Origin of the sequence: Micrococcus sp. TCR-5 (assembly GCF_052220525.1) — a bacterium.
GTDB lineage: Bacteria > Actinomycetota > Actinomycetes > Actinomycetales > Micrococcaceae > Micrococcus > Micrococcus luteus.
In genome coordinates this window covers 59346-71254 of sequence record NZ_JBQPDO010000013.1, presented here as the reverse complement: position 1 = coordinate 71254, position 11909 = coordinate 59346, and the positions used below count along the sequence as shown (strand labels likewise).

Annotated in this window: 10 protein-coding genes and 1 tRNA gene; 9 read left to right on the top strand and 2 right to left on the bottom strand. The window is 73.2% G+C overall.

The genetic code is table 11. The features are described from left to right. Nucleotides 1-17: 17 nt before the first annotated feature. The gene (locus ACTSKS_RS08585; RefSeq protein WP_010078752.1) at nt 18-614 is read right to left on the bottom strand and encodes an ANTAR domain-containing response regulator; all 597 of its coding nucleotides are present in this window, start codon (nt 612-614) and stop codon (nt 18-20) included. Nucleotides 615-790: 176 nt separating this feature from the next. Here ACTSKS_RS08585 and ACTSKS_RS08580 point away from each other — a divergent pair. The 7 genes from ACTSKS_RS08580 to ACTSKS_RS08550 all read left to right on the top strand — a co-directional run bounded on the left by ACTSKS_RS08580 (nt 791) and on the right by ACTSKS_RS08550 (nt 7056). Then, nucleotides 791-872: transfer RNA gene (locus ACTSKS_RS08580), tRNA-Leu, on the top strand. A 70-nt stretch (nt 873-942) separates the two neighbouring features. Beyond that, nucleotides 943-3816: a DUF4040 family protein gene (locus ACTSKS_RS08575; protein WP_041102699.1), complete on the top strand. Its 2874-nt coding sequence runs from the start codon at nt 943-945 to the stop codon at nt 3814-3816. Next, on the top strand, nt 3813-4244 hold the full coding sequence (locus ACTSKS_RS08570) for a cation:proton antiporter subunit C (protein WP_010078750.1): 432 nt from the start codon (nt 3813-3815) through the stop codon (nt 4242-4244). Before ACTSKS_RS08575 ends, ACTSKS_RS08570 begins: the two co-directional genes overlap by 4 nt. Then, nucleotides 4241-5911 carry a monovalent cation/H+ antiporter subunit D family protein gene (locus tag ACTSKS_RS08565; RefSeq protein WP_010078749.1) on the top strand — a complete coding sequence of 557 codons (1671 nt, stop codon included), beginning with the start codon at nt 4241-4243 and terminating at the stop codon, nt 5909-5911. Before ACTSKS_RS08570 ends, ACTSKS_RS08565 begins: the two co-directional genes overlap by 4 nt. A gap of 38 nt (nt 5912-5949) precedes the next feature. Further along, nucleotides 5950-6384 (top strand): Na+/H+ antiporter subunit E, encoded by a 435-nt coding sequence (locus ACTSKS_RS08560; RefSeq protein ID WP_010078748.1) that lies wholly within the window; start codon nt 5950-5952, stop codon nt 6382-6384. Further along, the gene (locus ACTSKS_RS08555; RefSeq protein WP_010078747.1) at nt 6381-6665 is read left to right on the top strand and encodes a monovalent cation/H+ antiporter complex subunit F; all 285 of its coding nucleotides are present in this window, start codon (nt 6381-6383) and stop codon (nt 6663-6665) included. Before ACTSKS_RS08560 ends, ACTSKS_RS08555 begins: the two co-directional genes overlap by 4 nt. 13 nt (nt 6666-6678) lie before the next feature. Next, nucleotides 6679-7056 (top strand): cation:proton antiporter, encoded by a 378-nt coding sequence (locus ACTSKS_RS08550; RefSeq protein WP_135101087.1) that lies wholly within the window; start codon nt 6679-6681, stop codon nt 7054-7056. 31 nt (nt 7057-7087) lie between these two features. Here the strand turns inward: ACTSKS_RS08550 and ACTSKS_RS08545 are convergent, their stop codons facing one another. After that, nucleotides 7088-7606, bottom strand: a complete 519-nt coding sequence (locus tag ACTSKS_RS08545; protein ID WP_063189283.1) for a PaaI family thioesterase — start codon at nt 7604-7606, stop codon at nt 7088-7090. 67 nt (nt 7607-7673) lie between these two features. On the opposite strand from ACTSKS_RS08545, the gene polA reads away from it, so the two are divergent. Both polA and ACTSKS_RS08535 read left to right on the top strand, forming a co-directional pair. Continuing rightward, a complete protein-coding gene (gene polA, locus ACTSKS_RS08540; protein ID WP_063189269.1) occupies nt 7674-10487 on the top strand; it encodes a DNA polymerase I in 2814 nt (937 codons plus the stop codon). After that, complete coding sequence (locus ACTSKS_RS08535) at nt 10471-11844, top strand: GNAT family N-acetyltransferase (RefSeq protein ID WP_063189267.1); 1374 nt, start codon at nt 10471-10473, stop codon at nt 11842-11844. The genes polA and ACTSKS_RS08535 overlap by 17 nt, the downstream gene beginning before the upstream one ends. The last annotated feature ends 65 nt before the right edge of the window (nt 11845-11909 follow it).

Here is an 11909-nt window from a genome sequence, read left to right as displayed (position 1 = left end):
GAGCGCGCGGGCGCCGCTCAGCCGACCTGGTCGATGACGGCCTGCGCGACCTCCCGCATGGTCAGGCGCCGGTCCATGGAGGTCTTCTGGATCCAGCGGAAGGACTCGGCCTCGGTCAGGCGCATCCGCTCCTGGAGCAGCGCCTTGGCCCGGTCCACGATCTTGCGGGTCTCCAGGCGGTCGCCCAGGTCCCGCACCTCGGCCTCGAGGCTGCGCAGCTCGTCGAAGCGGGCCACGGCCAGTTCGATCGCGGGGACCAGGTCGGCCTCGGTGAAGGGCTTGACCACGTAGGCCATGGCCCCGGCGGTCCGGGCGCGCTCCACCAGCTCGCGCTGACTGAAGGCGGTCAGCATGACCACGGGGGCGAGCCGTTCCCCGGCGATCTCGCCCGCGGCCGCGATGCCGTCCATCACGGGCATCTTCACGTCCATCACCACGATGTCCGGGCGGTGCTCGCGCACGGCCTCGACGGCGGCGCGGCCGTCGCCGGCCTCGGCGACCACCCGGTATCCCGCCCCGGTGAGCACCTCCACCAGGTCGAGGCGGATCAGGGTCTCGTCCTCGGCGACGACGGCCCGCAGGCCGGTCTCCTCGGGAGGCGTCAGCGTGGACACGGCAGCTCCTTCGTGCGGGCCGGGACGGCGTCGGTGTGGCGCCGCTGGTGGTCCACCAGGCTACCGTGCGCCATGGGCGCGGCGCGGGCGCGGCGGCGGGGACCGCCCGCCGGAAGGCCGGGGACGCCGGGTCGGGGCGCTGATAGGGTGATCGAGTCCCGCCTCCGGGCGGCACTGCCCGAATGGTGAAATCGGTAGACACGCCGCACTCAAAATGCGGTGCCGAGAGGCGTGTGGGTTCGAGTCCCACTTCGGGCACCGTCGGCGCGCGGCCACCCGTCGTGTGCGCCGTGTCCGTGACCGATCGACCCGAGCTGAGTGGTGTCCTGTGCTCCTGACCAGTCTCCTGCTGACCCTCCTCTCGGTGGTGGCGGCCGTTCCGGCCTCCCGCGTGCTGGGCAGGGATGCGGGCTGGGTCCTGGCCGCACCCCTGCTCGCCGCGGCCGGCGTGCTGATCGCGGCGTGGACGGGCGACGTCCGGACGGAGCACCATCCGTGGATCCCCGCGGTCGGGGTGGACCTCGACCTCCGGCTGAACGGCCTGGCCCTGGTGTTCGCCATGATCGTCCTCGTCATCGGCGCCGCGATCCTCGCCTACTCCAGCCGGTACCTCAGTCGGGACCGCACGGAGAGCCGACCCGGCTCCTTCTACCTGCTGATGACCGCGTTCGCGGCGTCGATGCTGCTGCTGGTGCTCGCCGACAACATCGTGGTCCTCTTCGTCGCGTGGGAGTTCACCTCCTTCACCTCCTTCTTCCTCATCGGGCGCTCGGGGGACCATGCCCGCGACCCCGCGATCCGGACCCTGCTCGTGACCGTGGGCGGCGGCCTCGCGCTGCTGGCCGCCGTCGCCCTCATGGCCGTGCGGACCGGCACTGCCTCGCTGTCCGGGGTGTTGGCCTCGGACGTGTGGTCCGAGGCGGGCTTCACCACCACGGTCGCCGTCCTGCTGGCGGTGGCCGCGTTCACCAAGTCCGCCCAGTTCCCGTTCCAGGCGTGGCTGCCGGACTCCATGGTGGCCATCTCCCCGGTCTCCGCCTACCTGCACGCCGCGGCGATGGTCAAGGCCGGCATCTTCCTGCTGCTGGTGTTCAGCCCGGTCCTGGCCGGGAACCCGGTGTGGTCCGCGCTGTTGATCGGCTCGGGCCTCATCACGGCCCTGCTGGGCGCCGTCTCCGCGATCCGTCGCCACGACCTCAAGGGTCTGCTGGCCTACTCCACGATGAGCCAGTTGGGCCTGCTGGTGACCGCCATCGGCATCGGCACCCCCGTCGCGCTTACCGCGGCGATCGTGCACACCGTGGCGCACGCGCTGTTCAAGTCGGCGCTGTTCATGCTGATCGGCGTGGTCGACCACGAGGCCGGCACCCGCGACCTGCGAGAGCTCGCGGCCCGCCACGTGCGCATGCCGGTCACCGGCACGGCGATCGCCGTCGCCGCCCTGTCGATGGCGGGCATCCCGCCGCTGTTCGGCTTCATCTCCAAGGAGGGCCTGGTCGAGGCCGCTCTCGGGACCCCCGGTCCCGCATGGCTCCCCGTCCTCGTCACCGCCGGCATCGCCCTGACCTCCGTGTTCACCGTGGCCTACTCCGGCCGTCTCGTGCTCGGCGCCCTGGGCCTCTGGGGTCCAAGCCCGGACGGGGCCGCCCATTCGTGGCCGACCGGCCGGGAGGACGAGGTCCACGAGGCTCCTGCCACCTTCTGGGGCGTGCCCGTGCTGGCCGCGGCCGCGGGCGTGGCCCTGGGCCTGCTGCCCGGTGTGCTGGACACCCCCGTCTCCTACGCGGCCGAGGCCGCCTCCGGCGCGGAGGTGCACGCGCACCTGGCGCTGTGGCACGGCGTGAACACGGCCCTGCTCGTCTCCGCCGCCATCATCGTGCTCGGTCTGCTGCTGGTGGCCTTGCGCCGCCCGGTGGAGCGCGTGGCCTCCCACGCCGCCCTGCCGTTCTCCGCCCTGGATGCGGTGGACGAGGTTCGGCACCGGCTGATCGGCGTCGGCGCGGTCGTCTCGCGCGCCTCCGGCACCCTGGCTCCCCGCCCCCACCTCCTCATCCCCGCCCTGGTCCTGGGGCTCCTCGCCGTGGCCGGTGTCGCCACGATCGAGGATTTGCCCGCCGTCGTCGGCCAGCCCTCGCGCTGGCACGACTGGGTGCTGGTCGTCCTGGTGGGTGCCGGCGTGATCGCCACCATCCGCGCCAAGACGCGCATCGCCGCCATGGTGGTGGTCGGCGTCGTAGGGTTCGGCATGACCCTGTGGTTCCTCACCCTCGGCGCCGTGGACGTGGCCCTGACCCAGCTGATGGTCGAGGTGCTCACGGTGTGCGTCATGGTGCTGCTGCTGCGCCGCCTGCCCGCCCGCTTCAGCGACGAGCCGACCCCGCGCAGGATGCAGGCGGTCCTCGCCGCCTCCGTCGCCGGCGTCGCCGCGACCCTGGGCGTGCTCGCGTTCACCGGCCGCTCCAGCATGTCGGAGATCGCCCACTTCTACCTGACCCAGAGCTATGCCCAGGCTGGGGGGACCAACGTGGTGAACGTGATCCTCGTGGACTTCCGCGCCGTGGACACGTGGGGCGAGATGACCGTGCTCGGGGCGACGGCGCTGACCATCGCGGCCCTGTTGCTCAACCGTCGGCCGACGCCTCCACAGCCCTCCGCCGTGGACATGCGCTCCCCACTCGCCCACGTGCGCGAGAACCTCGTCCACATCCGGGTGTTCGGCCGTGTCTTCGGCGTGCTGATCATCCTGCTGTCCGCGTTCCTGCTGCTGCGCGGGCACTACGAGCCCGGCGGCGGCTTCATCGCCGCACTGGTCGCCGGTGCCGGCTACGCCCTGCTCTACCTGGCCGCCGACTCGGACACGGCCCCGGAGTTGCGGTGGCCGTACCTGGCCTTCATCGGCTCGGGCATCGCCGTCGGCACCGCGACGGGGATCGTCGGTTACCTCACCGGCAAGGGCTTCCTCGGAGCCGCGGGAGTGAAGGTCCTGGACTACGGGCTCTCCACCACGCTCGCGTTCGACATGGGCGTGTACCTGGCCGTGATCGGCCTGATCGTGGCCGCGTTCTCCCTGCTCGGCCCCGAGCGGCCGGGTGAGGACCCGCTCCGCGCCTCGAGCCGTGACCCCGGCGTCGCGCCGGCGGCCCCGTCCTCCGATCCCTCGGCCCCGACCACCACGACTGCACGAGAGGAGGTCACCCGATGACCGTCGCCCTTACCGTGGGACTTCTGACCTTCGGCGCGTTCTACCTGTTCTCCAAGCGCGAGCTGCTGCGCGTGATCCTCGGCATGGTCCTGCTGGGCCACGCCGCCAACCTGGCCATCATCGCCGCGGGCGGCACCGACCGCCGCGGGCTGCCCTTCGCGGGGACCTCAGACGTCGAGGTGCAGGCCGATGCCCTGCCGCAGGCCTTCGTCCTGACCGCTATCGTGATCGCCTTCGCGATCACCGTGCTGCTGCTCGCGCTGGCCGTCACCGGGCGCGCGGACGACGCGGTGGCCTCGCCGGGGGAGACCCGCGACTCCCTGGAGCAGGCCGCCGCCGACGCACGCTTCCCGCGCGAGGAGCGGCACGCCGCGGCCGGCCGGATCGCGCAGCACTACGCCGGCCAGGGCCCGGAGGTGCGTCGATGAGCGCCGTCCCGCTGGGCCAGCTGCTGCCCCTCTTCGCCGCCGTCCCGCTGCTGTCCGCCGGTCTGCTCGTGCTGGCGGGGGAGCGTCCCCGCCTCCACCGGGCAGTCCTGTTCGCGGTGCTCGGACTCGTCACCACCGGCGGGCTGGCCCTGGGCGTCCACGCCCTCGACGGGTCCGTGCTCGCCACCTCGCTGGGCGGCTGGCCCGGGGGCATCGGGATCGGCTTCGCAGCGGACATGCTGTCCGCCCTGATGCTCGTGCTCACGAGCGCCCTCACGATCGTGGGCGCGGCGTTCGCCTACGGCTCCCGCGTCGCTAACTCCCAGTTCTTCGCCCCGCTGCTCCTGATCCTCATCGGCGGAGTCAACGGCGCCCTGCTGACGGCGGACCTGTTCAACCTGTTCGTGTTCATCGAGGTCATGTTGGTGCCCAGCTACGGCCTCTACGTCCTCTCCGCCAACCGCCGTGAGCCCCTGCGCCGAGTGGACGGGGCGCGGCTGTACGTCACCCTCAACCTGCTAACCTCCACGATCCTCCTGGTCGGCGTCGGCTTCGTCTACGGGCTGACCGGCTCGGTGAACCTCGCGATGCTCGCCGGGTCCGCCGCGGCGGACCCACGCATCGCGATCGCCGCGGGCATGGTGCTGTTCGCACTGTCCATCAAGGCCTCGGTGGCCCCGCTGCACGGCTGGCTGGCCTGGGCGTACTCCTCGACCTCCCCGGCGGTGACGGCCCTCTTCGCCGCCCTGCACACCAAGGTCGCCGTGTACGGGCTCTACCGGATCTACTCCGTCATGTACGACGGCGATGCGCGTCTGCTGCCGCTCATCCTGGTCCTGTCCCTCGCCACCCTCGTGGTGGGTGCGCTCGCCTCGGTCGGTGAGCACGGTGTGCGCGCCGTGTTGTCGTGGCAGATGGTGAGCGGCATCGGCGGCATCCTCGTCGGACTCGGGCTCTCCACGCGCCTGGGTCTCGCGGCGGGCCTGTTCTACCTCGTGCACCACATGGTGGCGATGGGCTGCCTCCTGATGGCGGCCGGCGCGATCGAGGTGCGCTACGGCACCGGCCGTCTCGCGGACCTGCAGGGCCTGGCCCGGCGCGAGCCGCTGATCGCCGTCGCCTTCTTCGTGGGCCTGCTCTCCCTGGTCGGCATCCCGCCCTTCTCCGGGTTCGTGGGCAAGCTCATGCTCGTCAGCGCCGGCCTGGACGCCGGCCGCGGTGTCACCGCTGCGCTGGTGCTGGGCGCCTCCCTGGTGAGCCTGTGGGCTCTGCTGCGGGTGTGGGACGCCTGGTTCTGGGGCGCTCCGACGGCCCCACACGGGCACCGCGAGCGCCTGGCCACCGCGGCCATGCCCATCGTGGGCCGGGCGGGCTCCGTGCCGTCGCCCTCCGGCCGCGGCTCGAGCACCGACCACGAGCGCACCGAGTCGTGGGCCTCGCAGGAGACCCTCGATCCGCCCACGGGCGTGCTGCCGGTGACCGTGGATCCGGACGAGGACGTCACGCGCTCCCGCATCCCAGGCCGGCTGGCCGCCCCCGCCGTCGTCCTAGCTATGGCCACCCTCGCCCTCGGGCTCGGCGGTCAGGCCCTGTGGACCGTCACCGACCTCGCGGCTCAGGGCCTGATGGACCCCAGCAGGTACATCGAGGCGGTGCTCAACCCATGAGCACCGCACTCCCGCAGCCTCCGGAAGGAGACGCCCCCATGCACACCGTCGCCCCCGCCGACGGGACCGTCGACCTGGCGCCCGGCACGGCCTCCGCCGTGTCCTGGCCTTGGCGGTGGCTCGTGTTCTGGTGCTGGTACGCGTGGGCCCTGGTGACCTCTTCGAAGGCGGTCATCAAGGACCTCGTCACCCCCGGCGTCCAGGCGCGCTCGGGCATCGCCCGCGTGCGCAGCAACTGCCGCACGGACGCCGAGGTCACCCTGCTCTCGGCGCTGATCACCCTGACGCCCGGCACGTTGACGCTGGGCACCCGGCGTGCCGGCGCCGTCGGTGACGAGGACGGTGACCCGGACGCGCGGCGCCTGCTCTACGTGCACGGCCTGTACGCTGACGACGCCGACGCCCTGCGCGCGGAGATCCACGACATGGAGGCGCGCATGCTCCACGCGATGCGGAAGACGGGGGTGGCATGATGCCCTTCGCCTACGACTGGTCCCTGGTGGGGATCGACCTGGCCATCGCGCTGCTGACCGTGTCGGCGCTCGTGTCCGCGTACCGGATCGTGGTGGGCCCGCTCGACGCGGACCGCGCGGTCTCGGGCGACCTGCTCACGTTCAGCGTGCTCGGGATGCTCGTGCTGTTCGGCGTCCGGGCGGACAACCCGTGGACGTTCGACTTGGTCCTGATCGCCGCGGTCGTGGCCTTCCTGTCCGGCATGTCCCTGGCCCGCGCGCTCACGCGCGGCAAGCGTTGAGGAGGTCGCACCCGTGGACGTCGTCCTGACCGCCGCCGGCTCCGTGCTCGTGGTGATCGGAGCCCTTGCGTTCGTCACCGCGGGACTCGGTCTGATCCGGTTCCCCGACCCCTACACCCGCGTCTCCGCCGTGGGCACCGCCGGCGGCGTCGGGATGATCCTGATCGTGGTGGGCGCCCTGCTACTGGCCCCGGGGGTGGCCGCGTTCGTGAAGGTGGCCCTGATCGTGGTGCTGCAGCTGGGCTCGGCCTCGGTGGCCACCATGGCCCTGGGCCGCTCGGCCTACCTCACTGGGGTGCCCATGGATCCGGGGCACTACGACGAGCTCGCCGAGGATACCCCCGGCCGCGAGGGTGGCCGAGCGGCCCCGCGCCTTCCGGACATGGACTGAGGCACGGGCCGGCCCGCCCGGGCGGCGTGCCTCAGCGCGCGTCGAGGACCAGGTTAGTGATGCGGGCGGTCGAGAGCCGCCGGCCCTGCTCGTCCGTCATCACCACCTCATGGGTGACGAGGGTGCCGCCCAGGTGGACGGCGGTCGCGGTGCCGGTCACGAGGCCCGAGCGGACGGCCCGGTGGTGCGTGGCGCTGATCTCGACCCCGACGACGTTGCGGTCCGGCCCGGCGTGGATCTTCGCGGCCATCGAGCCCAGGGACTCGGCGAGGACGAGGTGGGCGCCGCCGTGCAGCAGCCCGACGGGCTGCTCGTTGCCTGCCACGGGCAGGGTGGCGACGGCTCGCTCGGCCGTGAGCTCGAGGAAGCGCAGACCCATCTTCTGGGCGAGGGGGCTGATCGCCGCGCCGCCGAGGGCGGCGACGAGCTCGGGCGTCAGACCGGCCTCGGCGCAGGCCGCCTCCAGCTCGGCGGGGCTCAGCTCGGGGGTGACGCCGGGGCGGTACACGCGCTCGGAGGCGGCGGGGGTGGTCTCGGTGTGCTCACTCATGAGCACTAGGCTGGCACACGCGACCGGCGCGCCCCGCGCCGCGCGCCGAGAGGAGACGTGAGCACCCATGGCGGCAGATCCGACCCCAGAGGCCCCGCAGCGGCTGCTGGTCCTGGACGGGCACTCGATGGCGTTCCGCGCGTTCTACGCGCTGCCCGCCGAGAACTTCGCCACGGACACGGGCCAGCACACGAACGCCGTGTACGGCTTCACCGCCATGCTCCTGACCATGATCCGGCAGCAGCGGCCCACGCACGTGGCCGTGGCGTTCGACCTCTCCGGGCCCACGTTCCGCTCCGAGGAGTACGGTGAGTACAAGGCCGGCCGCTCCGAGACGCCCGCGGAGTTCGCGGGCCAGATCGAGCTGACCGTGAAGGTCATGGAGGCCCTGGGCATCCCCACGCTCACGCTGGAGGGCTACGAGGCCGACGACATCGTGGCCACTCTGTCCGCGCGCGCCGAGGAGGCGGGGTGGGAGGCCGTCGTCGTCTCCGGTGACCGGGACGCGTTCCAGCTCATCTCCGAGCGCACCACCGTGCTCTACCCCAAGAAGGGCGTCTCCGACATCCCGCCGATGGACGCGGACGCCGTCATGGCCAAGTACGGGGTCGCCCCCGCCCAGTACCCCGAACTCGCGGCCCTCGTCGGCGAGGCCGCGGACAACCTGCCCGGCGTGCCCGGCGTCGGTCCCGGGTTCGCCGCGAAATGGCTGAAGCAGTACGGGGACCTCGACGGCGTGCTCGCACACGCGCACGAGATCACGGGCAAGAAGGGGGAGGCGCTGCGCGAGCATCTCGAGGACGTGCGCCGCAACCGCCGCCTCAACGCCCTCGTGCGCGACCTCGACCTGCCGATCGGGCTCGAGGCGATGCGGCTCGAGATGCCCGAGCGCGAGCCCGTGGAGGAGCTGTTCGACGCGCTGCAGTTCAACCGCATCCGGGAGCGCGTGTTCGAGGTGTTCGGCGAGCGGGTGGGCGAGGACGCGCCGCCCCCCGAGGTCGAGGCCGCCCCGGAGTTCGCCGAGGCGACGACGGCCGAGGACGTGCGTGCGTTCCTGGCCGCAGAGGCCGGCAACCTGCTCGGCGTCCATGTGGACGTCGAGGGCCCGGCCCTGCTGCCCCGCCGCAAGGTGCCCGTGCCCGGCACGTTCGGCACGCCCGTCGGCGTCGCGCTGGTGGGCGAGCACGCGGGCCTGCACGTCACCCTCGACGGCGACGCCCCGGACCCGGCGCTGGTGGCCGCCGTGCGCGAGGCCCTGGGCGAGGGCGGGCTGGCCAAGGCCGTGCACGACCTCAAGCGCACGCTCAAGGCGCTGGCCGCGCCTACCGAGGGCGACGGGCTCGGCCCGGACGCGGCCCTGGACGGCGTGGTGGACGACGTGCTGCTCTCGGCCTACCTGATCCAGCCGGACCGGCGGGACACCTCGCTCGAGGCGCTGGCGGAGGCGCATCTGCACACCCCCCTCACCGCCCCGCGCGAGCCCGCGCAGCAGCGGGCGCAGGGGACGTTCGACCTCGACGGCGGGCAGGCCGCCGCCGAACGCGCGGACCGCGCCGCGGACGCCGTGCGGGCCGCCTGGGTGGTGCGCCGTCTCTCCACCCAGTTCACGCCCCAGGTGCTCGACCGCGGGGCCCAGCGGCTGCTGCAGGAGCTCGAGATCCCGCTCTCGCGGCTGCTCGCCCGGATGGAGCTGACCGGCATCGCCGTCGACGTCGACGCCCTGACCGGCCTGCGCGAGGACTTCACCGCCGCCGCCGACGCCGCCAAGGAGTCCGCGTGGGCGTCCGTCGCGGAGGAGACCGGCGGGATGCAGGTCAACCTCGGCTCGCCCAAGCAGCTGCAGGAGGTGCTGTTCGAGCGGCTCAACATGCCGCGCACGCGCAAGACGAAGACCGGCTACTCCACGGACGTGGACTCGCTGCAGGACCTGCTCGAGCAGACCCGGCACCCGTTCCTCGAGAACCTCATGGCCCACCGTGACGCCACGAAGCTCCGGCAGACCGTGGAGGGGCTGCTCGAGACCGTCGCCCCGGACGACCGCATCCACACCACCTACTCGCAGACCGCCGCCGCCACGGGCCGACTGTCCTCGCTGCACCCGAACCTCCAGAACATCCCGGTGCGCACCGAGGCGGGCCGCCGCATCCGTGAGGTGTTCGTGGCGGACGAGGTGGCCGGGGAGCAGGCCGTGCTGCTCTCGGCCGACTACTCCCAGATCGAGATGCGCATCATGGCGCACCTGTCCGAGGACGAGGGGCTGATCCAGGCCTTCCGCGAGGGCGAGGACCTGCACTCGTTCGTCGGCTCGCAGGTGTTCGGGGTGGACCCGGACGACGTCACCGCCGAGCAGCGCGCCAAGGTGAAGGCGATGAGCTACGGCCTGGCCTACGGGCTGTCCTCCTTCGGGCTGTCCAAGCAGCTGAAGATCTCGGTGGACGAGGCGCGCGGCCTCATGAAGGGCTACTTCGACCGCTTCGGCGGCGTGCGCGACTACCTGCGCGACGTCGTCGCACAGGCCCGGCAGGACGGGTACACCTCGACGATCGAGGGGCGCCGTCGCTACCTGCCGGACCTCAGCTCGGACAACCGTCAGCTGCGGGACATGGCCGAGCGCGCCGCGCTGAACGCCCCCATCCAGGGCTCGGCCGCGGACATCATCAAGCGCGCGATGCTCGACGTGCAGGCCGGCCTCGAGGAGCACGGGCTGGCCTCGCGCCTGCTGCTGCAGGTCCACGACGAGCTCATCCTCGAGGTCCCGGCCGCCGAGCTCGAGAAGGCCACGGCGCTCCTGAAGGAGCGGATGGGCCGGGCCGCCGAGCTCTCCGTGCCGCTCGACGTGCACGTGGGCCGGGGAAGGAGCTGGCATGACGCCGCGCACTGACGCGCCGGAGGGTCCGTCGCTGCGGCGGCTGGCCGACGCCGCCGAGGCCCGGCTCGGCGAGCACGGCCTCGCGCTGCGCGACCTCGGGGTCCTCGGGCCCGAGGACCCCGCCGCATCGCACTTCGTGGCCGCGGTCGAACGGGGCTTCTACGAGACGGTGCCCACGGGCGCCGCGCTCCGCCAGCAGCTCGAGGCCCACGCGGCCGACGGACGGCGCCGGCTCGGCGTCTACGCGCCGGGGGACGACCCGGCGGCCCGCCGCCCCGCCGCCACCTTCGAGGACTTCGTGCAGCCGCTGACCACGTGGCCCGGCCGCACCGTCGACGCGTGGCTGATCACCGACGTGACCGTCTCGCCGGACGCCCGCCGGCGCGGCGTGCTGCGGGCCATGATGCTCAGGTCCCTCGCGGACGCCCGCGACGCCGGCCTGTGCGCGGCCGCCCTGACCGCGACCGAGGCCGCCATCTACGGCCGCTTCGGCTTCGGGGCCGCCACCCGGTGGCACGCCGTGCGGATCGACGTCTCGGGCGCCCCCGCGTTCACGGGCGCCCCGGCCGGCGGGCGGGTCACGGTCGAGGAGCCGCGCGAGATCCCCGGCCTCGTGGACGAGCTGTACGGGCGGGTGCTGCCGGCCACCCCGGGCTCGGTCCAGCGGACCTCGTTCAGCGTGCATCGCTGGGAGGACCGCGAGGCGAGTCGGAACGAGGGGCGCGGCTCGGGGCTGTACGCGGCGGTCCACCGCGACGACGACGGGCGGGTCCAGGGCGTCGCGCTGTATCGGTTCGAGGGCTGGGAGAAGGAGCCGCCCACGATCACCGTCACCGCGTTCCTCGCGGCGACCGCCGACGCGCGGCGCGGGCTCGTCCACCACCTGGCCCGACTGGACCTGGTCGAGCGGATCGAGTGGGGCCGCGCGCCCGAGCCCGGTTGGCTCGAGGCGCTCTTCGTCGACGAGCGGCGGGTGAGTCGGCACCGCGGCTCCGACGACCTGTACCTGCGGGTCCTGAACCTGCCCGCCGCCATGGCGGCCCGTGGCTGGGCGGGCGACGGGGAGGTCGTCGTCGCCGTCGAGGACGCGCTCGGCGCGATCGACGGGACGTGGCGGCTCACCGTCCGCCAGGGGCGCGGCGCCGCCGAGCGGTTGGGCCCCGCGGCCGACGCCGTGGGCCTGGGCGCGGGACTCCGGCTCGACGCGGCCCGGTTCTCCGCGCTCTGGCTCGGCGGGCACTCCCGCGGGGCCGGCGCCGCGGTGCTGGCGGAGGCCGGTGTCGTGGCGGAGCTGCGGGCCGGCGCGGCGGAGGCGTTCGACGGGCTTGTGCGACCCAGCCGACCCCTGCACACCCTCGTCGGCTTCTGATACGCTGGACGAGCACATTCGTGCGCGTTTGATACATGTCCATCACGACCCACGCCGGGTGGGGC

Coding starts and splice junctions, on each gene's coding strand:
- ACTSKS_RS08570 (WP_010078750.1), top strand. CDS start 3,813: ATGACCGTCGCCCTTACCGTGGGACTTCTGACCTTCGGCGCGTTCTAC.
- ACTSKS_RS08565 (WP_010078749.1), top strand. CDS start 4,241: ATGAGCGCCGTCCCGCTGGGCCAGCTGCTGCCCCTCTTCGCCGCCGTC.
- ACTSKS_RS08560 (WP_010078748.1), top strand. CDS start 5,950: ATGCACACCGTCGCCCCCGCCGACGGGACCGTCGACCTGGCGCCCGGC.
- ACTSKS_RS08555 (WP_010078747.1), top strand. CDS start 6,381: ATGATGCCCTTCGCCTACGACTGGTCCCTGGTGGGGATCGACCTGGCC.
- ACTSKS_RS08545 (WP_063189283.1), bottom strand. CDS start 7,606: ATGAGTGAGCACACCGAGACCACCCCCGCCGCCTCCGAGCGCGTGTAC.
- polA (WP_063189269.1), top strand. CDS start 7,674: ATGGCGGCAGATCCGACCCCAGAGGCCCCGCAGCGGCTGCTGGTCCTG.
- ACTSKS_RS08535 (WP_063189267.1), top strand. CDS start 10,471: ATGACGCCGCGCACTGACGCGCCGGAGGGTCCGTCGCTGCGGCGGCTG.